Source organism: Pseudoalteromonas sp. SaAl2, assembly GCF_052947895.1.
On record NZ_CM129605.1, the window covers coordinates 49,637 to 71,908 of the forward strand.

23 protein-coding genes and 2 pseudogenes are annotated in these 22,272 nt (G+C 40.4%); 12 read left to right on the top strand and 13 right to left on the bottom strand.

Annotated features, from left to right (window positions below):
* Positions 1–139: 139 nt before the first annotated feature.
* Together ACU8V8_RS00245 and ACU8V8_RS00250 are read left to right on the top strand one after the other, a co-directional pair.
* Positions 140–523, top strand: coding sequence for a hypothetical protein (locus ACU8V8_RS00245; RefSeq protein ID WP_446888421.1), 384 nt, complete (start codon positions 140–142; stop codon positions 521–523).
* Position 524: 1 nt separating this feature from the next.
* Positions 525–1,025: a prolyl-tRNA synthetase associated domain-containing protein gene (locus ACU8V8_RS00250; protein WP_446888422.1), complete on the top strand. Its 501-nt coding sequence runs from the start codon at positions 525–527 to the stop codon at positions 1,023–1,025.
* Here the strand turns inward: ACU8V8_RS00250 and ACU8V8_RS00255 are convergent.
* Positions 992–2,134, bottom strand: a complete 1,143-nt coding sequence (locus ACU8V8_RS00255; RefSeq protein WP_446888423.1) for an MFS transporter — start codon at positions 2,132–2,134, stop codon at positions 992–994. The two genes, ACU8V8_RS00250 and ACU8V8_RS00255, sit on opposite strands and share 34 nt — an antisense overlap.
* A 254-nt stretch (positions 2,135–2,388) precedes the next feature.
* Here ACU8V8_RS00255 and ACU8V8_RS00260 point away from each other — a divergent pair, with 254 nt between their 5' ends.
* The 4 genes from ACU8V8_RS00260 (at position 2,389) to ACU8V8_RS00275 (ending at position 5,495) form a co-directional block, all read left to right on the top strand.
* Positions 2,389–2,928, top strand: coding sequence for a DUF2058 domain-containing protein (locus tag ACU8V8_RS00260; RefSeq protein ID WP_087534482.1), 540 nt, complete (start codon positions 2,389–2,391; stop codon positions 2,926–2,928).
* A 138-nt stretch (positions 2,929–3,066) separates the two neighbouring features.
* Positions 3,067–3,390 carry a c-type cytochrome gene (locus ACU8V8_RS00265; RefSeq protein ID WP_087534481.1) on the top strand — a complete coding sequence of 108 codons (324 nt, stop codon included), beginning with the start codon at positions 3,067–3,069 and terminating at the stop codon, positions 3,388–3,390.
* 152 nt (positions 3,391–3,542) lie between these two features.
* Positions 3,543–4,310 carry a class II aldolase/adducin family protein gene (locus ACU8V8_RS00270; protein ID WP_446888424.1) on the top strand — a complete coding sequence of 256 codons (768 nt, stop codon included), beginning with the start codon at positions 3,543–3,545 and terminating at the stop codon, positions 4,308–4,310.
* A gap of 9 nt (positions 4,311–4,319) precedes the next feature.
* On the top strand, positions 4,320–5,495 hold the full coding sequence (locus ACU8V8_RS00275; RefSeq protein ID WP_058560482.1) for a mandelate racemase/muconate lactonizing enzyme family protein: 1,176 nt from the start codon (positions 4,320–4,322) through the stop codon (positions 5,493–5,495).
* A gap of 136 nt (positions 5,496–5,631) precedes the next feature.
* Here the strand turns inward: ACU8V8_RS00275 and ACU8V8_RS00280 are convergent, their stop codons facing one another.
* From ACU8V8_RS00280 to zapB, 9 genes and pseudogenes are all read right to left on the bottom strand, one after another.
* The gene (locus ACU8V8_RS00280) at positions 5,632–6,012 is read right to left on the bottom strand and encodes a hypothetical protein (RefSeq protein ID WP_446888425.1); all 381 of its coding nucleotides are present in this window, start codon (positions 6,010–6,012) and stop codon (positions 5,632–5,634) included.
* A gap of 6 nt (positions 6,013–6,018) precedes the next feature.
* The gene (locus ACU8V8_RS00285; protein WP_446888426.1) at positions 6,019–7,584 is read right to left on the bottom strand and encodes a S41 family peptidase; all 1,566 of its coding nucleotides are present in this window, start codon (positions 7,582–7,584) and stop codon (positions 6,019–6,021) included.
* Between the two features lie 89 nt (positions 7,585–7,673).
* Positions 7,674–8,499, bottom strand: a pseudogene (locus ACU8V8_RS00290) (amidohydrolase family protein); the annotation flags it as partial.
* A gap of 11 nt (positions 8,500–8,510) precedes the next feature.
* Positions 8,511–9,239, bottom strand: coding sequence for an SDR family NAD(P)-dependent oxidoreductase (locus ACU8V8_RS00295; protein WP_446888427.1), 729 nt, complete (start codon positions 9,237–9,239; stop codon positions 8,511–8,513).
* A gap of 9 nt (positions 9,240–9,248) precedes the next feature.
* A complete protein-coding gene (locus tag ACU8V8_RS00300) occupies positions 9,249–9,737 on the bottom strand; it encodes an FKBP-type peptidyl-prolyl cis-trans isomerase (RefSeq protein WP_446888428.1) in 489 nt (162 codons plus the stop codon).
* Between the two features lie 64 nt (positions 9,738–9,801).
* The gene (locus ACU8V8_RS00305; protein WP_446888429.1) at positions 9,802–11,301 is read right to left on the bottom strand and encodes a transglycosylase SLT domain-containing protein; all 1,500 of its coding nucleotides are present in this window, start codon (positions 11,299–11,301) and stop codon (positions 9,802–9,804) included.
* Between the two features lie 54 nt (positions 11,302–11,355).
* Positions 11,356–12,231: an MBL fold metallo-hydrolase gene (locus tag ACU8V8_RS00310; RefSeq protein ID WP_446888430.1), complete on the bottom strand. Its 876-nt coding sequence runs from the start codon at positions 12,229–12,231 to the stop codon at positions 11,356–11,358.
* 190 nt (positions 12,232–12,421) lie between these two features.
* Complete coding sequence (locus ACU8V8_RS00315; RefSeq protein WP_446888431.1) at positions 12,422–12,721, bottom strand: cell division protein ZapA; 300 nt, start codon at positions 12,719–12,721, stop codon at positions 12,422–12,424.
* Positions 12,721–12,951 carry a cell division protein ZapB gene (zapB, locus tag ACU8V8_RS00320; RefSeq protein ID WP_446888432.1) on the bottom strand — a complete coding sequence of 77 codons (231 nt, stop codon included), beginning with the start codon at positions 12,949–12,951 and terminating at the stop codon, positions 12,721–12,723. Before zapB ends, ACU8V8_RS00315 begins: the two co-directional genes overlap by 1 nt.
* 273 nt (positions 12,952–13,224) lie before the next feature.
* On the opposite strand from zapB, the gene ACU8V8_RS00325 reads away from it, so the two are divergent.
* Complete coding sequence (locus ACU8V8_RS00325) at positions 13,225–14,064, top strand: 23S rRNA (adenine(2030)-N(6))-methyltransferase RlmJ (RefSeq protein ID WP_446888433.1); 840 nt, start codon at positions 13,225–13,227, stop codon at positions 14,062–14,064.
* Between the two features lie 65 nt (positions 14,065–14,129).
* Here the strand turns inward: ACU8V8_RS00325 and ACU8V8_RS00330 are convergent, their stop codons facing one another.
* The 3 genes from ACU8V8_RS00330 to ACU8V8_RS00340 form a co-directional block, all read right to left on the bottom strand.
* Entirely contained in the window at positions 14,130–14,924 is a 795-nt protein-coding gene (locus tag ACU8V8_RS00330) for an META domain-containing protein (RefSeq protein WP_446888434.1), read from the bottom strand.
* Between the two features lie 140 nt (positions 14,925–15,064).
* On the bottom strand, positions 15,065–15,631 hold the full coding sequence (locus tag ACU8V8_RS00335; protein WP_446888435.1) for a PhnA domain-containing protein: 567 nt from the start codon (positions 15,629–15,631) through the stop codon (positions 15,065–15,067).
* Between the two features lie 81 nt (positions 15,632–15,712).
* The gene (locus ACU8V8_RS00340) at positions 15,713–16,426 is read right to left on the bottom strand and encodes a substrate-binding periplasmic protein (protein ID WP_446888436.1); all 714 of its coding nucleotides are present in this window, start codon (positions 16,424–16,426) and stop codon (positions 15,713–15,715) included.
* Positions 16,427–16,690: 264 nt separating this feature from the next.
* Between ACU8V8_RS00340 and ACU8V8_RS00345 the strand changes: the two are divergent.
* The 5 genes and pseudogenes from ACU8V8_RS00345 to ACU8V8_RS00365 all read left to right on the top strand — a co-directional run bounded on the left by ACU8V8_RS00345 (position 16,691) and on the right by ACU8V8_RS00365 (position 22,266).
* Positions 16,691–17,964 (top strand): annotated as a pseudogene (locus ACU8V8_RS00345) (EAL and HDOD domain-containing protein).
* 50 nt (positions 17,965–18,014) lie between these two features.
* Positions 18,015–18,623 (top strand): paraquat-inducible protein A, encoded by a 609-nt coding sequence (locus ACU8V8_RS00350; RefSeq protein ID WP_446888437.1) that lies wholly within the window; start codon positions 18,015–18,017, stop codon positions 18,621–18,623.
* A gap of 142 nt (positions 18,624–18,765) precedes the next feature.
* Positions 18,766–19,131: a hypothetical protein gene (locus tag ACU8V8_RS00355; RefSeq protein WP_446888438.1), complete on the top strand. Its 366-nt coding sequence runs from the start codon at positions 18,766–18,768 to the stop codon at positions 19,129–19,131.
* A gap of 104 nt (positions 19,132–19,235) precedes the next feature.
* Entirely contained in the window at positions 19,236–20,561 is a 1,326-nt protein-coding gene (locus ACU8V8_RS00360) for a TolC family protein (protein WP_446888439.1), read from the top strand.
* Positions 20,551–22,266 carry an efflux RND transporter periplasmic adaptor subunit gene (locus tag ACU8V8_RS00365; RefSeq protein WP_446888440.1) on the top strand — a complete coding sequence of 572 codons (1,716 nt, stop codon included), beginning with the start codon at positions 20,551–20,553 and terminating at the stop codon, positions 22,264–22,266. Before ACU8V8_RS00360 ends, ACU8V8_RS00365 begins: the two co-directional genes overlap by 11 nt.
* Positions 22,267–22,272: the final 6 nt, after the last annotated feature.

Here is a 22,272-nt window from a genome sequence, read left to right on the forward strand (position 1 = left end):
AAGCGGGACGAACTTTAATGAGATTTATAAATTTGGTCAAGCATTTTTTATATTTTTTATCAATTTTCACGAAAACAGTGAATCTTTGTTAGACTAGGGGCTATTCTAGCGACTATTAAAAAACACAAAGAAACTAATAATGAAAAAATATGCCTGGGTGTTACTGGTTTTGCTCTTTGGTTGCGCCAGCCAAGATGAACCGCCGTTTGAAATAAATAATAAACAATTATATAAAAAGCTAGATGAACAAGGTAATAAAATCTTTGCTTATGTTGTGTCAGTCAAAGCAAATAGCAGAAAAAGCCGTAATTCAGATCGGCCACTCACGCGCAGAGAGTTTAAAAGCTTCGCAGAAGAAGAGTATTTTGAAGAATCGAATAGCCTTAAATTACAATTAGAAGATCAAGCGGTTGAGTTGTTGCAGAACGAATTAGAGCAACAACAATATTGCCCAAGCAATTATGAGATAGATGAAGTTGTTTGGCGTGATCTAAGCGTACAACTTAGAGGGCGTTGTCTATAACATGCTAGAAGATAAGAGTAAGTTAGTTGAGTATATCGCGCATTTAAATATTCAGTATAATGTAATTGAACATCCCGCTTTGCATGGTAGCTTAGATGCCGATACGCTATTAATTGAGCGTCCAGGCACACGCTTAAAAAATCTCTTCTTACGAGATAATGAAGGAAAAAATCATTTTTTAGTGATAACTGCACATGATAAGCAGCTTGATTTAAAGGCGGTGGCTAAATATCAAGGCTTATCACGATTAGGCTTTGCTTCAGATGAGCGTTTAGCGCGTTATTTAAAAGTAGCACCTGGTTGTGTGTCTATGTTGGCACTTATGAACGATAAGCAAAATAATGTGACTTTATGGTTAGACCAAGATATTTGGTTTAGTGAACTATTTCATTGTCATCCATTTGAAAATACCGAAACATGGTTAATGAAAAAAAATGATTTAGAGTTGTTTTTTGCCAGTACAGGGCATCAACCTAAGGTGGTTTTTTTACCTGCTAAATAACCACTCAATACTAAGGCCAATCCGCACAAGCATACAAGCAATAGTGCAGCAATAAACGCGACGTGCCCGTAGTGCTGGTATACCAAGCCAGGTAAAAAAGAACCCAGCGCGCCGCCACTATAGTAAAATGATACATAACCGCCATTGGTAACACTCGGTGGCGCGCTACTGATTTTATTAGCCAATGGTGCCGCGGTTGAATGGATCATAAACATCGCAGCGCAAAAACCAGTAAAGGCTAATAAGAATATAATGAGTTGGTTAGTCATCAAGATTAATATTGTTCCACAATAAAAAATAAATACCCCGCTAAGTAAATACCAAGGGCTAGAACTGCGTTTTAGTAGCCAAGGCGTGGTAATAGATGCCAGCGCACCAATTAGATAGCCACTGTAAACCAAACCAATATCACGAGTATTTGTTATTAAAAATGTATTTTTCAAAATAAAAGGCAGGTAATTCAATAATGCAGCAAAGCAAAAAAACATGCAAAATACTGCGCCATACAATTTTAAGATAGGCGCTGTGGCGAGTTGTTTTAAATAACTCAGCGGTGATAATACTTGCGTTATCGTTTCATGGCGGCCCTTAGGGATGGCTAAAGCCAATAAAATTAAAGCGACAGCGATTACATAGTAAAAGATCTGCCAACTCCATAAATCTGTAAATACAGCAGCTAATACCCGACCAAAATACCCGCCAGCAATAGTACTGCCTATGTACAAGGTCATATTTTTTTGTAAATAATCAGCCTTATAAGTGCAGCCAATATAGGTGGTCATAGCGGTGAGGGCAGCAGGCAAGATTAATCCTTGAATAAAGCGCAGCAGAAGTAGTAATTCAAATTTGGGCACTAAAGTAATCGCAATACAGCTTAATGCCAGCATCAACATAGCATAGCGTAAAATAGTTAACGGGTTATGTTTAGCAAGCAACAAGCCGTATATCAGGGGCGCAATGGCAAGTGGTAGCATGGTCGCCGTCATCAAGCTGCCAGCGCTAGCGGGCGTGACTTTAAACTGTGAAGCAAAAAGGCCTAATAATGGCTGCGGTGCGTACAAGACAAAAAAGATAAACAATGAGCACAATAATAAGTGGGAAATACGCATTATTTTGACCAGCCAATAAAAGCTGTTAGCTTACGCTTAGTGCTTTTTAAATCAATGATAAAGCAACAATAAGTTGCTTGTTCTGTATTAAAATAGAGTTTTATTGCGTTTTATCAGGTTTTGTTTTATTAGCTTTGCTACAGTCACTTTCAAGAACTGGCTAAATTACTTCTCTTGCGATGGTGCTTCATTGTTGAGGTAACTTAGCTATAGGTATAAAATAATCCTAATCTAAGTTTTAATGGAACAAGGCCATGGGTTCATTACAAGACCAATTGCTACAAGCAGGACTTACTACATCACATAAAGCGAAAGTTGCAAAAAGCGAGAAACGCAAGCAACAGAAAAAGCAGAAAAAAGGTGCCACGAGCAACCCAAGTGATCTGCAAAAGCACATTCAGCAAACTAAATTAGAGCAACAAAAGAAAGCTGAAGAGCTAAACCAAGCTCGTCAAGGCGATTTAAAGCAGCGTGAACAAATAGCCAGAGTTAAACAAATTTTAGAACACCACAATCAAGATGAAATTCGTGGTGAGCGTACTTTTAACTTTACCTATGAAAACAAAGTTAAAGAGCTAGACGTGAATGAAAAAACACAAAAGGCACTTGCTGGTGGTAGATTAGCTATATGTGTTTTAGAAGGGCAATTTTTTGTACTTGAAGACGAACCTGCACGTAAAGTCGCTGAAGTAGATGAAAAGTACATCGTATTTCACGTTGAACCAGAAGATAAAGGCAAAGATGATGATGACCCGTATGCAGACTTTGAAGTGCCTGATGATCTTGTTTGGTAATTTTTGCAATCGGAGCTTTTAAAACGCTCCCAGTGATCTTCAATGTGTATAAATTGCGTACAAAATTAGCATGCTATTATGCATGGTCTACAATTAAATAAGTAAATTTATAAACCGTCAAAAAGAAGAGAAAATACAATGAGCAAGATAACAACATTACTTTTAGGGGCTAGCCTTGCAATGGCAGCTAGCGCATCTTTTACATCAGTGGCCGCTGAAGGTGAAGCCCTTTATACCGCAAAGCTTTGTCAAACTTGTCACGGCCCTGAAGGCAAAGCGCCAATTATGGCATTGTACCCGAAACTAAATGGCCAAAATAAAGAATATTTACTTGCGCAAATGAAAGACATTAAATCAGGTGCGCGTAGTAATGGGATGACTGCGGCAATGAAGGCTATGGTTGCTAATGTATCTGAAGAAGAAATGGCTGCAATTGCTGACTACTTAGCAAACGTTAAATAATTTTCACGTTAATCTGTACTTAAATTAGCGCTTAAACAGCCACATCAATTTATTTGATGTGGCTGTTTTGTTTTCTAACAGTTGATTGCAACTCTAGACTGCTTTAGACTTCTATACATCTATTTCGCACTGTGTTTATACAAGGCATAAATATGTTTGAATTACCGCAACTTGATTTAAAAAATAAAGTATCAGCACAGGAGTGGCAATTACGTGTTGATTTAGCCGCGTGTTATCGTTTAGTTGATCATTTTCGTTGGGGTGATTTAATTTATACGCATTTATCGGCCCGGCTACCGGGCACTGATCATTACCTTGTAAATGCATTTGGTCTAACATTTGACGAAGTAACCGCATCAAATCTGGTGAAAGTTGATTTATCAGGTAATATTTTAGATGACACTCCGTTTAAAATTAACCCGGCTGGTTTTACTATTCACAGTGCTATTCATGAAGTACGTGACGATGCTCATTGTGTTATTCACTTGCATACTAAAGAAACCATTGCTGTTGCGACGCAAAAACAAGGCTTGTTGCCACTGAGCCAATATTCAATGTTTTCTTTACCTTCATTGTCTTACCATGGCTACGAAGGGCTTGCAGTAAATGATGATGAGAGAAAGCGATTGCAAGATGATCTTGCTGACACAAATCATATGTTACTTATTAATCATGGTGGCTTAACGCTAGGTCCAACAGTGGGTGATGCCTTCATGCGTTTTTATGATTTACAGCGCGCGTGTGAAATTCAACTCGCATTGCAATCAAGTGGCGTAGACGTTACGCCAGTTCCTCAAGCCATAATCGATAATATTTATAATCAAGCCAATGTTGTGCACAGTGGTAGCACCGGAGGTCAGTTAGCTTGGCCTGCAATGTTACGTAAAGCCTATCGTCTTGATCCAAGTTTTGCTAATTAAGGAATTTTCATGAAAGTTAATCGCGTTGAAGTGTTTGATATCCATTGCCCTGAGCGTCCAGCGTGGACTCCTGTGTTTGTTCGTATTCATACTGACGAAGGTATTAGCGGTGTTGGTGAGGCGGGTCTTGCGTACGATTTAGGGCATAGTGCCGCTGCTGCGATGATCAAAGAAATGGCAGATGCATTTTTGATTGGTCATGACCCATTTCAAACTGAAAAGTTATGGTCGCGTATGCTACGTGAAAGCTTTTGGGGTTTAGGTGGTGGTCCTGTGGTTTATGCTGCAATGAGTGCTATTGATACTGCACTGTGGGACATTAAAGGTAAGGCACTTGGTTTACCTGTTTACCAGTTACTCGGTGGTAAAGTTAACGATAAGCTGCGCACTTATGCCTCACAATTACAGTTTGACTGGGATAGCGAGTTTAAAGCCCTAGTACAACCACAAGAATATGCAGAAGCAGCTTTAAAAGCGATTGCAGAAGGTTACGATGCCGTTAAAGTTGATCCTATTCAGTATGATAAAGACGGGAACACGTATTATGATCGCACCAAAATCATTTCACGAGCTGAAATGAAGTTATATCGAGCACGCATGCAAGCTATTCGTGAAGCGGTGGGTGATGAAGTAGACATTATTTTTGAATGTCACAGCTTACCAGGAGCAACATCTGCGATTCAAATAGGTGAAATAGCTGAAGAATTTGATTGTATGTATTATGAGGAACCGGTTAACTACTTAAATCATTCACTGCATGCAAAAGTTGCAGATAAAGTTGCTGTACCAATCGCGGGTGGTGAACGCTTATATAATCGTTGGGGTGTGCGCCCATACCTTGAAGACCAAAGCATTGACGTACTACAACCAGATATAGGTTTATGTGGTGGCTTTACCGAAACTAAAAAGGTATGTGATTATGCCGATATTTTTGATGTAAGAATTCAAGCGCACGTATGTGGTGGCCCAGTTGCTACTGCAGCATCATTGCACTTAGAAACGGCTATTCCTAATTTCTTAATCCATGAACACCATACTTATGCTATTAAAAAATGGAACCGCGAGTTATGCCTGCAAGATCCGCAGCCAAAAAATGGCTTCTTTGAAGTATCCGAAGAGCCTGGTTTGGGTATTGAACTAAACGATGAAATTGTGATGCGCTCACAAAGAGTAGAAATAAAATAAGCGACGAGTCGCGAGTTTCGAGAAGCGAGCAGAGCTTGCTTCTCGTTAATATTATTTGTTCTAGGCACTTCTTCTATTAACGTATTGCTAGCACCTAGCACCTAGCACCTAGCACCTAGCACCTAGCACCTAGCACCTACTTATAATTCACTTTACATTTCACATCAGGCAATGGCTCGGTGGCTTTGCTATCTAAGTGACGTATAAAACATAAATTATCTTTGATCAACAGCTCAAATCTATCAGGTAGATTCAACTGCTTACCCATAATCGGATTTCCGAGTTCATCTGTTTTGCTAAGGTTATCCACGACCATTAAACTGCGCTTCATGAAAACATCATCTGCAACGGCAATGTTGTCACTGCGCATTAAGCGGGCTAATCCTTGTGCAATCAGCTCACTTTGTGGCTTTTGCAAAAGCGCATGCTGTAGTTTAGGTGTTGGCGCCTCGCTAGGTGCACTGCAACCAAGTAGTAATATGCTCATACTGACTAAAATGTAAGGTATTTTTTTCATTGTAAGCTACCTGTTTTGGTCCTGAGGCAAGATTTTGTTCTGTTGAGCAAATGTACTTGCGCGCGTATCGATTACCGCAGGGGTATCAGCCAAAAGGGCTGGTGCAAAACCTTGTTGGCTAGCGGTTGATGTTGCAGTTGGGCAACTTTGGCTTTCACGATAGTTAAGAGCAGCCGCTAACAATGCTTCATTTGGGTCGCCTAATTGATGATTAAAGTCATCAGCAACAGCGCAACCTGCTACGCGTACCGGTAGGCGGGCATTATTAACCGTATTTTGCGGTGCAAAGCCATCGGAGTATTCACCGAAGCCTTTGTTGTTTTCACCTGTGAATTGAATGGTAAAATAGGTAGTATCACAGTTATCTGTAGCGTAAAAGCCATAGGGCTTGCCACAGGTGCCAGCACCGATTTGTATTACCTCAATATCAATACCTTGAAGCCCATTAATAATGGCTTCACTGGCTGAGCAAGTGCTACTGGTTGTTAATAAATAAACTCGCTCTAGGTTGAGAGAAGGTAAAGGTGTTCCTGGGGTAAGGCCTGGGTTATCTGCAAAGCCAATAAACTCATCGGTGAACATTACCGGTTCTAACCGTCGCCCTGTGACAGGATTAAATGTTGGATGCTGATCATTAAAAATTGTGCGTTCAAAAATTTTATTGTTAGTATTCTCAGCACCTGCAATCATGTAGCTTACTTGGCTTGCCATTTGTAAAAAACCACCGCCGTTGTAGCGAATATCAATAATTAAATCAGTGACATTACTGTTTTTTAGGGTATTAAACGCATCATATAATGGCTTTTCAGCAATGGCATTATGGCTATTAAACTGAAAATATCCCACACTGCCATTGGCAAGTGTTTTTACATTCGTAACTGGTTGTGATGTTATAGATTGAGCTGTTAAAGTGACCTCACGAACCTCTGAGGTCTCAATGTCTTTAAATGTAAAGTTGGTTGTTTTACCAGACTCACGAGGTGATAAGCCAGCATTAAGTATATCGACTTCCGCTTGCGTGCTTGCATTTACAAAATCAACACCGTCTACTTCCAGTACTTCAAAACCACGGCTTAGGTTAGCATTACTTGCAGGGGTGTTAGTTTCTGTGTATGAGATGACAGCTTGACGAGGGGCCGTTGCGCTAATTATCTTGAGCTTGAAGCCATAGCCAAAAGTAACGCCTGATTGACTTTGGGCTTCCCACTCGGCTGTGGGGAGACTTGAGTGAAAATTGTCTTTATTAGCACCAGACTCCGTTATTTCTTTAGTCTTTAGAAGTTGAAAGTAGTCAGCTACGGAGTCGGTGAGAGCAGGGTCTCGGTCAATTATTTCGTCATACCATAAGTAGGTCTCATTGCTCCATGAACGCAACCAGTGTTTTTCATTTAGCGCTTGGCATTGCTGGGCAAAACTAGTTGAAGGCTCAAACACGCCTTCAGACCAGTCAATGGCTGTCGGTGCTGGTATCTGAGTGTTATCAGTATTCGCTGTGCTGCCACCACCGCAACCAGTTAATACAGCTAGGGATAAGGCTGAGATTAGCGCTAAATTAAATCTTGATTGAGTCATCACACATCACTTTTTAGATACATCTTGTATAGAATATAGCGCCTTTTATTGATACAAGATAGTAAGTAAAAGGTTAAAGTTGATAAAAAGTGAAGAGCATTGGAGTAACTAAGTTGTTGCCATAAATCATTGCTTTTGCATAACGAGAAGTGGCTGTGCCAAAGTTCAGAATAGCTTTGTTGAATTTGGCAAACTGGAAAGTTACTAGCAAGCATGACTCGCGTTTGGCTAAATTGCTGTACTATAAAATCAAAGCAAACTTGCTGTTGTTGCTTATTTAGAGAAAGTAATTCAAATCCAGAATATTTTATATATACATTTTTATTATGAGCTAAACTACTAATGCCTTTTTGCCATAACACCAGTTGCTGTGGCAATCCGGCGTGATTAACCACAAGCTTTAAGTGAGGAAGCTGCTGAGCGTAATGCGCAACTCGCTCGCTAATTAAGGTATTTTCAAGTTCAAATTGAGCTTCAAAATGAAGCGCTTGCTCAGCTAAATAAGCAAGGTTCTCTAAAGTATAAGGGTGTAATAGTCGAGAGCTGTCTTCGCCTTCTGTAATATCCCTAATCCCGACAAGTGACGGGTGTTTTAAATTATTAATCGCTTTTTTAAACTCAACAGGATCAGAATCTATTTTCGCAAAACTGACAGCTCTAAATTGCTGATTAGCTAAATGTTTATTTAGCCATTTTAGCTCTCTAATGGGCTGTTGGTTATCGAACCCAGCTTCAATATGTACTAAAGCGGCTAGCTCAAATGGGCAATTTTTAATAAGGTCGTCAGGGGCTATCGGTTTTTTAATTGTCTCAAGGTTAGGCCAAGAGGGAGGGGTACTCCCCTTTAGCCAGTTGTAGCAACCTTCATTTAGGTTAAAAAAAATGCACATGGGGGTCAATGATTTTGGAGTGCATTTTTAATCCTCTTATTGCGCCGTATAGCCGCCATCAATATTTTGTAGACTGCCTGTTATAAAGCTGGCGTTGTCACTCGCCAAAAAAGCCACTAACGCAGCAACTTCATCGGGCTGACCTAAGCGACCAAGTGGTTGCAAAGCGCCTTCTTGTTCGACTATTTCAGCTTTATTAGCTCCACTTTTAGTACAATACGCATCAATAGCATTATGAAATAATGGTGTTTCAATAGTGCCAGGGCAGACTGCATTTGCTCTAATATTAAAAGCAGCATAATCAAGTGCTGTGGTCTTGGCCATAGACGCTAGCGCATGTTTGCTTAGGTTGTAAGCAAAAGAGTTGGTTTTAGCTATGTTAGCTTGGTCTGAAGCAATAAAAATAATCGCTCCATCTTGCTGTGCTTTCATGCTGGGCAAAACAGCCTTTACTGCAGCATATGCCCCTTTAACATTGAGAGCAAAAAGGTTGTCAAAAGTTGCTTCGTCAGTATCTTCAATATTAGCGCTTAAGTGTTTACCAGCATTTGAGACGAGTACATCAATGCGGCCTTGATCTTGGGCTATACGCTCAATAGTACGCTCCACATTAGCGACTTGGCTAACATCACATTGTTGCCAGATGCCAAATTCACCATCTTGAATGTCTAGGTTAAATACTTTAAAGCCTTCACTTTCTAAACGCTGACATATAGCGCGCCCGATACCTAGGCTTCCGCCAGTGACGATTGCAACTTTTTTCATTTTATACCCTTAGTGGCTATGACCACAGCCGCCTTCGCTATGAACGTGACCGTGAGATAGTTCTTCGTTGGTGGCTTCACGTACGGTTATAATATCGATATCAAAGGTGAGAGTTTTACCAGCAAAAGGGTGGTTTAAGTCGCAGTCAGCATTAAAACGACCCACTTTTACGATCGTAACTTGGTGCTTTCCTTGGTTTGAATGCACCATAGCAGTCATGCCTGGCTTCCAAACTTTTGTGTCACCTTGTAAGTGCTTAAGAGGGATGCGTTGGATAAGGTCGTCAACACGCTCGCCGTACGATTCACTTGGCTCCAGTGTAACTGTTAAGTTGTCACCAGCAGATCTGCCTTCAAGCGCGCTCGCTAAACCAGGAAGCATGCCCTCTAGGCCGTGAATATAGCTTAATGGCTCGCCATTTTTACTGCTTTCAAGTTGCTCGCCAGCTTCACTTAGAGTGTAGTGAAACTCGACGGCGGAATTATTACTGATTTGCATGCCAATCTCTTTTATTAAAGTTTACCAAAGCGCCAATTTTACGCTAAATCATGTCCTAGTGAAACTAGTGCGGTTGTTTTAAGGTTTTTTCTAACCCTGACAGCATCCCTTCCTTTTGAAGTTGTGAAATGGGCTTAGTTGCTTGAGGTAAATGTAAAACCAGCAATGAGCCTGGTTTTAAAACACTAGATGCACTGAGTTTATTCCACTGTGCTAAGTCTTTGTGGGGCACATCGTATAGCTGGCTTATTCCCCATATAGTGTCGCCAGGCTTAACTTGATATTCAATAGTAATAGTAGGAATGGCGACTTCGGTCTGCTCTAGGTAGGGGCTAATTTTATAATCTATAGTTAATGATTCAGGCATAGTGCGTGGCTGACCAACAATTAAGGCTTCGCCAATTCCTATTAGGTTGGACGTTTTATTATTCATCATTTTTAATTTTTTAACTGAAAGGTCAAAGCGCCGAGCGATGGAATATAAGGTATCGTCTTTCTTTACTATATATTCACCAGAAAAGTTATTTTTAAAGAACCGACTGCGTAAAAGGCTTTGTTGCTCCAGTGGTAGTAACAAGGTGTGGGGCCCATTAGGAGAGCTTTGATTTTTTAAATAGCCCGGGTTTAAAGTGTGTAGTTGTTTGCGGCCAATCCCAGAGAGATTTGCTATTACTGAAAAGTCAAACTGCTGACCTACATTAAACTCGGTTGTTAGTGCTTTATTTGCCAATTTAGGGCGCAGTAAACCTTGCTGTGGGTTTTGCACTAAATAGCTTAAAGCTAACAGTTTTGGTACATACTCAGAGGTTTCTTTTGGTAATTTTAAAGACCAATAATCAGTGCTTTTGCCCTTGTTTTTGTTATTAGCGATAGCTCTTTTAACTCGCCCTTCACCGCTGTTATAGGCCGCGAGTGCATGTAGCCAGTTACCATCAAAACGCTTATGTAAATACTTTAAATAGGCAAGGGCTGCATCTGTAGACGCAAGTACATCTTGTCGCCCGTCGTACCATTGGTCTGACTTAATACCAAAATGATGGGCGGTTGCACCAACTAGCTGCCAAACGCCAACAGCTTGTTGCGACGAGCTAACGGTCGGTCTAAAGTCACTTTCGACAAAGGGGAGTAAGGCAATTTCCATAGGTAAATTTTGTTGTTCAATTTTACGAACAATATGGTAAAGATAAGGAGCTGCGCGTTTGCTAACTGTTTTTAAATAATTAGGCTGCCTGATATACCATTTAATGCGTTTATTTAGCGCTTTATTTAGATAGATTTTAAATTGAAGGTTAGTCGCTATGTGTTGCCATAAATCAGCATTTCTTTTTATTACAGCCGTATTAGGGGAGTTAGTAGTTTGAGGTGTTAGCTGTAATTTTATTGTTGGTTTTGCTGGGGTGTCGGTTTTTTTATTTGCAGTAAGTATAGGTTTTTTTGAAGGCTCAAAGTGGTTAAAGATAACTGGTGCTGCTACGTTTTGTGCTTGGGCATTTGCGGGCTCAGTTGTTTCACAGCCTAACAACATAAATAGGGTAACAAATAGGGCAAATAAGTAACTGCGCATAAAAACCACCGAGAAATTGTCCTTTATTGAGTTTAGCACAACCGTGTGCGGGGGCTATTTTGACTGTTTAGCGCGTTTAAGTCCAGCTTGTAAAAACATTGGGTAAGCTTTAGCTGAGATGTCATCTGTGATGTACTGGTTAGCAAATTGTTCATTAAAGCTTTGTTGGAGTTGGGTTAAATCTTGCCCAGGGTTGTTTTGAACATGTTCTTGTATGGCAGTTAAAAAAGCGTGGGATTGTTGTAGGTCTTTTATTGTTATTGGTTCACCGTGGCCTGGTAAAATTGTTTGTTCAATAGTATTTGCAGCTAACTCTGTTAATAATTCTCGCCAGTTAGTTAAATTGCCGTGCCCTGGGTAAGGTAAATAGTCGACGATATCTCCACCCATTAAAATAGCTTGCTGCTCTGCATAAAGCATTAAATCGGCATTAGTATGTGCTTGGTAGGCATTAATTGTTATAGGGTAATTGCCTAAATCAAGTTCGAGTGTATCACTGACTGCTAAAGCGGGTGATTGTAGTGTGTATTCTTGCCATCGCAGCAGCCGATTTTTCGCTAATTCAAGCTTGTCACGCCAAGCTGGCTGCTTCTCTTTAGGTTGCTTAGCTAAGCGCTGAAAGCTTAATTCAATGCTTTGTTGGTAAGTTTCTAGTTTATTATTGTAAGCTTGCTGAAAATCTGCAAAGTTTGCTGCTAATTTTTGATGTGTAATTAATTTAGCCTTAGGGTAATGATGCTGTAACACTGCCATACCAAGCAGATGATCGTCATGAAAGTGGCTTGCGACTAAGTAACATAAGGGTACTTTAAGAGTGTGTTTAAGGTGCTTTACCGTTGCTTCAACAGCTGAGAAGTTACCACTAGCATCAAACACTAATGCACAGTTATCACCTTTAATAAGAATTTGGTTTGAATCGTAAAATCGCAAGTTAGCGGACTGCTGAAAAAAATCGATGTGATTAGAAATTTTTTTCCATTGAGCATGAGCCTGACTAACCGAAAATAGGCTGCCCGCAAAGACTAAAAAAAGAGTTAAGCGAAAGCTGAGAAAATTTTTAGTCATCATTTATCCCTAGGGCAAGTTAAGCAGATAAAAAACAAGCGCATAGTGCGCTTGTTTATTTATGAGTCGAGTCGCTTAAGTGTAAACTTAGTTTATCGATAAGCTCATCTTGTTGCTGTTGTGCAATGGCTTGTTGTTTTTGCACTTCTAACAATTCGTGACTGATGTTCAGTGCCGCCATAAGTAAGGCTTTTTGATCATTTCGTACTGTAGAGCGTTGTTTCATTTGCTCTACTAAATCATTGAGGTGCTTTGCCGCAGCAATCAGTGCTTCTTCTTGGCCTGGTGGGCAAGCAAATTGCTGCTCTTTGCCAAGTAGCTCAACAGTGACCCGCTGGTTCTGCAACTCAGACATTAGCTAGCCTGTTGGGCGCTTTGCAACTTCTCTAATAGGCCGCTGAGTGTTGAACTAGTGTCTTTTTGTTTTTCTTCGCTATCAAGTACTTCAAGTTGCAAAGTTTCATTTTCGTCAATTAGTCTGCTGTTTTTTTCTGTCAGGTTCGTAACCTCAGCTTGTAGTTCATTATTGCGGCTGATTAGTTGGTCGATCAGTTGTTCGAGTTGAGAAAGAGTTTCGTTGTTCATAAAGGCGCTCATATAACTGTTATTAATATCTAGCAAATGTAAAGCAAAGTTACTTTATATGCCAGCATTTACGCTTGTTTTAGCTGATTTTTATTTACTGTTAAGGGATAATTCAGCTCATCAGCTTTTTTGTTCAGAATTGGTTCACAGAGTTAAGTGAAATTTTAGCGAATGGTGTTTTAATTTCAACTGAAACTCGTATCTTGGCATAGCTTGCGTATAATGGGGCTTGATTACAGCTTTTATCATTTGGCTTATAGCGAAACTAAAATTATGCTCAGTTACAGACACTCATTTCATGCCGGAAATCCAGCGGATGTACTTAAACACTTAGTGCTAGCACAGGTGTTAAGTTATCAAACAATTAAAGATAAGCCACTTGATTATATCGACACTCATTCAGGCGCGGGCTTTTTTGAGTTAGCTTCTGCTGATGCGCAAAAAACGCAAGAATTTCAAGATGGCATAGCAAAGCTTTATCAACATACTAGTGTTCACGAATCTTTAAATGACTACATAGCATTGATTAAGTCTTTCAATGAACAAGGCGAGCTTGCTTTTTATCCAGGTTCCCCAAAAATAGCTGAGCATTACTTGCGTCGTCAAGATAAAGGCTGGTTTTTTGAGTTACACCCAAGAGATCTCCTGTTACTTGAAGAAAATATGCAGGGTAAGCGCTCAATTCGTGTGCGTGGCGAAAACGGATTTGCTGGATTAATAGGTTTATTACCTCCAGCGTCACGACGTGCATGTGTATTGATTGACCCACCTTATGAGATTAAAGACGATTATGAAATTGTGGTTAAAACGCTAACTAAAGCTTATCAGCGCTTTGCTACGGGTACTTATATGATTTGGTATCCAGTCGTTGAACGAGAGCGTATTGACCGCATGGAAGAGGGGTTAATTGCCTCTGGAATGCGTAATGTTCAATTGTTTGAGCTTGCTACAAAAGCAGATACTGACGTACATGGTATGACAGCCTCAGGCATGATTGTTATTAACCCGCCTTGGAAATTAAAACAAACCATGGATGCTGTATTGCCTGAATTAGTGGGCTTATTAAGTGATGCCAGCGGCTTTTATCGCAGCGAACAGTTAGTAGAAGAATAGCTAGAAATTTTGTACTCTTTAAAAGCGCCCAACTTTACTTGGGCGCTTTCTGTATGTGCATCTTATTAATTAAAATAAACAGCTTGGAATGTAGCAGTGACTTCACCTGCTGCATCTTTAATTTTGAGCGTCTCACCATTGATAGCAAACTCAGTTGCCGTGCTCAGTACAGTAGACATAGTGGTTTCGACATCCATTTGCTCAATACACATTTTTTGTGTACTTGCTAGTGGCTTAAAAGTAAGTGCCTGTTCGCTGATTTCGTAGCTGCCAGTAAAGTTATTACACCCTAAAAGACCATGTGTTGTGCCATCGGCTTTAAATTGAATAAAAGGCTCTTTAGTTTTTACCTCAATAGCTTCACCGTTGAAACTTACTGCTTTCCAGTAAGTGTTTGTCAGGGTTACGTCTGGCTTTGTTGCAGGGACCTTTGACACGGTTACTTCATAAGGTTTATCTGTTTGCTGCTCTGTAAAAGGGTCATTATTGGTTGTGCTAATGTAAAGCAGTTGGCCTTGATTCTCGATGCGTGCACTAACACTATAACGATGGCCTTGTTTAATTTTCGACTGCTCATATTGTAGCGACACATCATACGGAGGCCCCCCATTGAGCTCTATGGTTTGCTCGCTAATGACATCTGCTTTGACATCCATTTTAGATACATCAGAAAGCTCAACGGTAAGTATAGAGCCTGGGCGTAACATACTTCGGTCTAAATAGATGACTTGGGTATTGAGAGTCGCTATTGTTTTTTGCTCTGTTGTATTATCGGATGTTTGCTCTTGAGTACAACCTGATAGAGCAATACTAGCGGTTAATAAAGCAGTACAGCCAAATGATGATTTTTCTAATGACATAAAATTTCCTTGAATGAGCTAAAGTTTGCAGCACTGTATTGCGACAAATGCGACTAAATATATTCCTTTGGTGCTTAATATTAGCTTAATTCAAAAAAAATGGGCTAGCAGCCCATTAATAATAAAAAATTTTATTAGGTCTATTTCTTTACATATTTAGTCAAAATTACAATGCGCTGACCGTCTACGCGTCCTTCAATATGCTCAGGATTGCTGGTTAAACCGATATTACGTACTGCAGTACCGCGCTTTGCAACTAAGCTGCTTCCTTTCACATCAAGATCTTTGATGAGTGTTACAGTATCGCCAGCTTGAAGTACAACTCCGTTACTATCGACATGTTTAATATCATCATCTTCAGCTAATGCTTTTTGTGCCCAAGCAAGAGTGTCTTCTTCAAGATAAATCATATCTAGCGCATCCTGCGCCCAACCATTATCTGGCGCTAGGCGAGTTAACATTCTGTAAGCAACAACTTGAACAGCTGGTGTTTGGCTCCACATACTGTCATTTAGACAATGCCAGTGGTTGGGTGTTAAATCAGCTGAGTTTTCAATTTGTTCTTTACAGGTCTGACAGGTATAAATACATTTATCTGAATGAGCTTCAATAACAGGTGGTACTTCATATACAGATAGGTTTTCGGTTGCACTACACAGCTCACATTGATTATTACTGCGTTCTATTAGGGCTTTTTCAATGCTCATATCTTGAGGCTCTTTTAGTCTTTAGCTAAGGGGAAGTGGGCATTATACCTAACTAGAGCGTTGATGAGAATATGCCCTTGTTTAAAGTGTGGGTATTTTGTTAATTATGCCAAGATATTTTTGTTCAATATTAGTAATGCTGTCATCTTGATGCAGCTGTTTGATAGCTCGGTTAATTTTTGGAAGTAGGTGGCGATATCTACGTAAAATACGTATGCGTAAAAAACCGTTGGAATGGCCAGCACCAAGAGCCACCTGCACTCCTAACTCTTTTGACCAATATAAAGCTGATAGCTCACTGATAATAATCACTTCGACTCGCTTGCGTTGTAATGCTTGTAGCAACTCTTTTTCAGAAGGGAAGTCCACGCGAGAAAATTCATTATCATCATAATAGTAATAACCCATTACTGTACCTACGTTTTTACCATTTATTGCGGCTAAATTTTGCCATTTTTGGGTGTGCTTAGGTAAAGACACTAAATACTCAGACATTTGAAAAAGTGGATCAGAATAGACAAAAAGTGGATTATCTCTTTCTTGTTTTGATAACCAAGCGGTACTAATTATATCAAAATCAATTTTGCCAGTGATCAGTGATTTTACCGTTCGCTTTGCAGGTAAGACAACATGTTCTCCCTGAATATTAGCGGTGTTTAGGATTTGTTGTACTATTTCAGGAAAGATTCCAGGTAAGTCAGAGTCACCTGTGTAATAAGGAAAGTAGTTTCCAGAGCCAGTTAAGTTATATTTTAGCGTTACAGATTCGCCTGCTAATAAAGACTTGCAAAACAAGCAGCAGGCTATTAGAAAGTAAAACTTAATTGAAAGCTCCTTACTCTAATGACAATATTTATGGTCAATTAGTTTAATTGCTAATTTATACCGCTAAAGTTATTAGAGTGTATTTATCTTTTAATTGACCTTTCAGTGTTGTTTAGATTTCTATTTTTGGCAAATTTTAAGTTGGTGCAAGCGTTCAAAAATTCACTATACTGAATGGACATAGAATAATAATTTAGTTACTCCTTGCAACTAAAATTATTAGCAGGAATAAAAATGTCAAACACTAAAATAACAAAAACAGCACCAACTATGGTAACTCAATATATTGCGCGCCAGCCCATTTTTAATATGGAAAAAGGGATCTTTGCATATGAACTTTTATACAGAGACTCAGCGAGTAACGTATTCCCCATCGGTACCACTGATGGGCAAGCAACAGGACGATTATTTTTTAACGCATTAATGTTAATTGGGATTGAAAAATTAACAGCTAATCAATGCGCATTTATTAATTTATCTACTGACGCTCTTTTAGAGGATTTTCCAAAACTTTTACAACCAAGGAGTGCGGTGATAGAAATAGTTGAGCGGGCAGACAACATAGCTAAAGTAACCAAACGTGTTAAAGAATTAAAGCAAGATGGTTATCGGTTCGCCTTAGATGATTATGATGGCGATGAAAAGTGGGAGCCTCTACTAGAGCTTGTTGATTATATTAAGCTCGAAGTGGAAGAGCCACTAATTAAAACTAACATGATGCTTAAAAGGCTTAAGCGACGTTTTCCCTATGTTAAAATTATTGTTGAAAGAATAGAAACACATGAACAGTTTTTAATGTTAAAAGCTGCTGGCTGTGATTACTTCCAAGGTTTCTTTTTGCTTGTCCGGAAATGCTTAAGTATCATAATGTAGAGCCTTCTAAGCTTGCTGTTTTTGATCTTTTACGCAGTACCTCTCAACCGGATTTAAATTTTGATGAAGTGCATCAAAGAGTTGCAAAAGATGTAGGCCTAACTGCACGGGTGCTTAAGTTAGTCAATGCTCGTTCTAAGAGTCAAAACTTAGTGATTACCTCAATTTCGCAAGCAGTGATTTACTTGGGGGAAGATGCTATACGTCAATTCGTCAGGGTACTTGCTCTGAGCGAATTGGGGGTCGATAAACCGACAGAATTGACTAAGCTAGGGCTAATTCGAGCTCATTTTATGCAGCTTATGCTAGAGCCCGGGGGCAAAGACTTGTCTGAGCAAGGTTACCTAGTTGGTTTGATGTCGGTGCTTGATGCCATTTTAGATATGGAACTTGATGTTATTGCCCGCGAGTTTAGCTTAGGCGATGAACTTTCCAGTGCTTTGCTGAGTTTTAACGGTATGCTGGGTGCAACTTTGCAGTTAGCTCGCGGTGTAGAAGAAGACAATTGGCCTTTAGCTGAAAAATTATTAGAAACAATTCGTCCAGCGTCTGGGATTGAAGTCGTTTACAAGGCCATGCACAGCGCCCGTCAGTATGGTGATGAGGTGTTAGCATCTATTATTGAACAAGAATAGTTACTTGAGTATGATAGCGTGGCTATAAATAAAGTTACCTAAGATACTTCATGCGTTTATTACTACCCATTATCACAATTTTAATTGCCTTAGCGTTATTAATTCCAGGTGTTACTCAGCCTGTGTTAACCCTTGAGGGGAAAATTGATAAATCACAACTTGCTAAAACGGGCATTGCGATGATTGCTGACGAGGGGGATCGTAATACCCGTAACATGCTGATGATGGCCTCAAGTATGTTGGGGCTTGATAAATTGGAAGGTGAAATTAGTGCTTATCAAAAAACGCGTAGTATTTGGGGCACGGTAAATGAACTGGCTGATAATAAAAACTACTTAGTTGCAGTGTTAGTGGCATTTTTCTCAATAGTGATCCCAACTTTAAAATTATTGATGCAACTGATCTATATTTTTTTACCAGCGAATAACATTAAGCACATGCTTGGTCAGCTAATACAAGGCTTAAGTAAGTGGAGCATGGTTGATGTATTTGTTATTGCGTTGATCGTATCGTACTTAGCCGGTAACGCAGATGGTCAAATGGGCGAATTGATCAATATGCACGCAGAATTCGGCGCAGGTTTCTGGTATTTTACCGGCTATTGTTTATTTGCCATTGCTGCGAGTAGCTTAATTAAAGTTGAGCCAAAAAATAGTTAAACGTTTGTGTTAACCAAATAGTTATCATAAACTTCGCTAGAACCTAGAACCTAGAACCTAGAACCTAGAACCTAGAACCTAGAACCTAGAACCTAGAACCTAGAACCTAGAACCTAGAACCTAATTTATAAAAGGCATTTTTTTGCAACGTATTTACCTTAGTTTATTGACCCTAGTCTTGTTGCTCACTTTAGTGGGTCAAGCTGTTGCGTCTGTAACTATGTCGTGCGAAATGCCTCATATGAGTCAATCTCAGTCGCAACCAATTGCAGATGATATGCATCATGCCATGTCGAGCGCTATGATGGACATGGATTGCTGCGACGATGACGCAACAAGCACCCAAGAATGCGCTTGCCCAATGAGCGCTTGTAGTACTCACTCAATGCTGAGTATGAGTAACCTATTTACAGTTACGCTACTCAGTACAGAAAAAGTACAACTCTATCCCCCTCAAAGTCAACATTATATAGCCAGCTCACTATATCGCCCTCCTATGTCTGCCTAATTGCAGGATAGGTGCGTCTGAAATTTACTAAACCTTATTAATAATCGCCTATTACTGCTTCTAAATTAATCATTTTTTAATTTTTATATTTAGTGGAGTAAGTGATGAATCACTTCGCAGTACTTAAAGCCAGTTTATTAGCGCTTATGCTAACAACGGCAACTTCAACACACAGTAATGAACTTAGTCTTGAGCAAGCAGTTGATTATGCCCTGAATAACGAACCTTGGCTGACTGCCAATAAATACCAACAAGCCGCGGTGCAAGCGCAAAGTTTAGCCGCAGGCACATTACCTGATCCGGTATTAACCTTAGGGCTGATGAATTTACCGACCGATGGTTTTACTTTTGATCAAGAGGGGATGACCCAGCTAAAAGTAGGCGTAAGCCAAATGTTTAGCCGTGGCGATAGCCTTGAACTCAAACAGCAAGCATTAGCGCAATCGGCGCAGCAATACCCGTGGTTACGCTCTGACCGCCTCGCACAAATCAAAGCCATTGTGATTGAATCTTGGCTTAATGCGTATCGCGCACAGCAGAGCATTGCACTGATTGAGCAAGATAAAGCCCTGTTCACGCAATTAATTGATATTACAGAATCTAGTTATGCCAGCTCCGTAGGTAAAACCCGCCAGCAAGATATTATTCGTGCCCAGTTAGAATTAACTCGCCTTGAAGACAAACTCGTGATGCTTGAACAGCAGTTTGAAAGTGCCAAGAAACGGATGTCGCAATGGTTACCTATGAGCATGTTGAGCCAAGCTGTAAGCACTCAGCGTAGCGATATAGCGCCATTAGTTGATTTTGCAGCGCTTAAATTTGAGCAGCTAATGCCGTTATTAATGGCGCATCCAGCAATCGTTGCCATAGAGCAAAGCATTACTGCTAAACAAACCGAAGTAGCCGTGGCTAAACAAGGTTATAAACCGCAACTTGGTGTGAATATGGGTTATGGCTATCGCGACGATACGCCAATGGGCGAGTCTCGCGCCGACTTGTTTTCAGTAGGTATCAGTATCGATTTACCCTTGTTTACTGATAATCGCCAAGACCAACAGGTTAATGCAGCCATTGCTATTGCCGAGTCGGTGAAAACAGAGAAGTTGATCGCATTGCAGAAGCTTAAAGGCATGTACTTTAAAGAGTTTAGCCAGCTTGCGCGGCTACAGCAACGTGAGGTTCTGTATCAAACAAAACTATTGCCACAAATGGCCGAACAAGCGCAAGCCACCTTGAATGCTTATACCCGCGATGATGGTAATTTTTCTGAAGTGATGCGCGCCCGTATTAGTGAGTTGAACGCCAAAATTGACGCCCTGAATATCCAAATAGATCAACAAATAATTATTGCTCGCCTGAATTATTACGCCAGTAGCAAAGATGCTGCTGTGATGGCTGAGCTAATAACGGGAGAGCAATATGAATACTAATTTTAAACTACTGATTGCAACCTTGTTTGGGGCAGGCATTACGGCGCTTGGTTTCACGTTAATGGATGATACAACTGAACCGCTAAGTGCAAAAAAACAGCCCTTGTACTGGGTTGCACCTATGGATAGCAACTATCGCCGTGATGAACCAGGCCTTTCGCCAATGGGTATGGATTTAGTGCCTGTGTATGCAGAAGGCGAAGATAACAAGCAAGATGGTCCCGGTGCGGTGACGATATCGCCTGCGGTGGTTAATAATTTGGGTGTCAGAACCGCTAAAGTGCAGCTCAAGGCACTGCAAAGTGAAGTAAACACTGTAGGCTATGTACAGTATAACCAAGATCAACTGGTGCATATTCACCCGCGTGTAGAAGGTTGGTTAGAAACGCTATTTGTTAAAGCCGCTGGCGATCAAGTTACAGAAGGGGAACCGTTGTATACCTTATATTCACCACAATTAGTGAATGCACAGGAAGAGTTTGTACTCGCGGTTAATCGTAATAATACGGTACTAATTCGTGCAGCTAAAGCGCGCTTAAAAGCATTAAATGTCTCGGACGGTTTTGTAGAGCGATTACAGGCGAATAAAAAGGTGATGCAAAACATTACTTTTTACGCCCGCCAAAGTGGTGTGGTTGATGAGCTTAACGTGCGCGAAGGTTTTTATGTAAAGCCTGGCACCTCGATGATGAGTATTGGCCAACTTGATGAAGTATGGGTTGAAGCCGAAGTGTTCGAACGCCAAGCGCAGCTAGTTGAAGTTGGTTTGCCCGTTATCATGACGCTTGATTATATCGCAGGGCAAAGCTGGCGTGGCAAAGTTGATTATATTTACCCAACACTGGATGCCAAAAACCGTACTCTACGGGTGCGTTTGCGCTTTAATAATCAAGATCACCAGTTAAAACCTAATATGTTCGCACAAGTGAGCATTCATGCTAAAGCCGCTGAGCAACAACTTATAGTTCCTAAAGAGGCAGTGATCCGCACCGGCTCTCAAGACCGCGTTGTCGTTGCGTTAGGTGAAGGGCGCTTTAAATCAGTAGCGGTAGAGCTTGGCCGCAGTGATAGCCATAATGCGGTTATTTTAGCGGGTATTAAAGCCGATGATGAAGTGGTTACCTCGGCGCAATTCTTATTAGATTCTGAATCCAGCAAAAGCTCTGATTTTAAGCGTATGCAAACACCAGAAGCTACCACTAGCGTGTGGGGGAAAGGTGTGGTGAATAGTGTCATGGCAGGCCATCGTATGGTGAATATTAGCCATGAACCAATGAAGGAATTGGATTGGCCTAGTATGAAAATGGATTTTACAGTTGCTGATGGCGTTGATTTTCAGGCTTTACAAGCAGGGCAAACGTTGCATTTTGAGCTGACTAAAAAAGCTGATAACAGCTACATAATAAGCGCTATTCACATTATGGATTCAACTCATATGATGGTTGATGCGGCTAATACAGCGACCGTAACAGGCACAATCAACAGCATAGATAAAGCGGCGCGTGTCGCCAATATTAGCCGCGGCGCAATTGCAAAGTGGAACCCTGGTCCTGCAACTATGGACTTTAAGTTTGCTGAGAATGTTGATTTAAACTCTCTTGAGACGCAGCAACAGCTGACATTTACTTTTAGTGTGCAAGACGGTGAATTTGTTATCCAGCGCATTGATACAGCATCAAACATGCAATCACACAGTGGTCACTAGGGGGCA

What these genes read in the sequence shown, in the direction of transcription:
- ACU8V8_RS00245 (WP_446888421.1), top strand. Translation starts at nt 140, where the DNA reads ATGAAAAAATATGCCTGGGTGTTACTGGTTTTGCTCTTTGGTTGCGCC.
- ACU8V8_RS00250 (WP_446888422.1), top strand. Translation starts at nt 525, where the DNA reads ATGCTAGAAGATAAGAGTAAGTTAGTTGAGTATATCGCGCATTTAAAT.
- ACU8V8_RS00255 (WP_446888423.1), bottom strand. Translation starts at nt 2,134, where the DNA reads ATGCGTATTTCCCACTTATTATTGTGCTCATTGTTTATCTTTTTTGTC.
- ACU8V8_RS00260 (WP_087534482.1), top strand. Translation starts at nt 2,389, where the DNA reads ATGGGTTCATTACAAGACCAATTGCTACAAGCAGGACTTACTACATCA.
- ACU8V8_RS00265 (WP_087534481.1), top strand. Translation starts at nt 3,067, where the DNA reads ATGAGCAAGATAACAACATTACTTTTAGGGGCTAGCCTTGCAATGGCA.
- ACU8V8_RS00270 (WP_446888424.1), top strand. Translation starts at nt 3,543, where the DNA reads ATGTTTGAATTACCGCAACTTGATTTAAAAAATAAAGTATCAGCACAG.
- ACU8V8_RS00275 (WP_058560482.1), top strand. Translation starts at nt 4,320, where the DNA reads ATGAAAGTTAATCGCGTTGAAGTGTTTGATATCCATTGCCCTGAGCGT.
- ACU8V8_RS00280 (WP_446888425.1), bottom strand. Translation starts at nt 6,012, where the DNA reads ATGAAAAAAATACCTTACATTTTAGTCAGTATGAGCATATTACTACTT.
- ACU8V8_RS00285 (WP_446888426.1), bottom strand. Translation starts at nt 7,584, where the DNA reads ATGACTCAATCAAGATTTAATTTAGCGCTAATCTCAGCCTTATCCCTA.
- ACU8V8_RS00295 (WP_446888427.1), bottom strand. Translation starts at nt 9,239, where the DNA reads ATGAAAAAAGTTGCAATCGTCACTGGCGGAAGCCTAGGTATCGGGCGC.
- ACU8V8_RS00300 (WP_446888428.1), bottom strand. Translation starts at nt 9,737, where the DNA reads ATGCAAATCAGTAATAATTCCGCCGTCGAGTTTCACTACACTCTAAGT.
- ACU8V8_RS00305 (WP_446888429.1), bottom strand. Translation starts at nt 11,301, where the DNA reads ATGCGCAGTTACTTATTTGCCCTATTTGTTACCCTATTTATGTTGTTA.
- ACU8V8_RS00315 (WP_446888431.1), bottom strand. Translation starts at nt 12,721, where the DNA reads ATGTCTGAGTTGCAGAACCAGCGGGTCACTGTTGAGCTACTTGGCAAA.
- zapB (WP_446888432.1), bottom strand. Translation starts at nt 12,951, where the DNA reads ATGAACAACGAAACTCTTTCTCAACTCGAACAACTGATCGACCAACTA.
- ACU8V8_RS00325 (WP_446888433.1), top strand. Translation starts at nt 13,225, where the DNA reads ATGCTCAGTTACAGACACTCATTTCATGCCGGAAATCCAGCGGATGTA.
- ACU8V8_RS00330 (WP_446888434.1), bottom strand. Translation starts at nt 14,924, where the DNA reads ATGTCATTAGAAAAATCATCATTTGGCTGTACTGCTTTATTAACCGCT.
- ACU8V8_RS00335 (WP_446888435.1), bottom strand. Translation starts at nt 15,631, where the DNA reads ATGAGCATTGAAAAAGCCCTAATAGAACGCAGTAATAATCAATGTGAG.
- ACU8V8_RS00350 (WP_446888437.1), top strand. Translation starts at nt 18,015, where the DNA reads ATGCGTTTATTACTACCCATTATCACAATTTTAATTGCCTTAGCGTTA.
- ACU8V8_RS00360 (WP_446888439.1), top strand. Translation starts at nt 19,236, where the DNA reads ATGAATCACTTCGCAGTACTTAAAGCCAGTTTATTAGCGCTTATGCTA.
- ACU8V8_RS00365 (WP_446888440.1), top strand. Translation starts at nt 20,551, where the DNA reads ATGAATACTAATTTTAAACTACTGATTGCAACCTTGTTTGGGGCAGGC.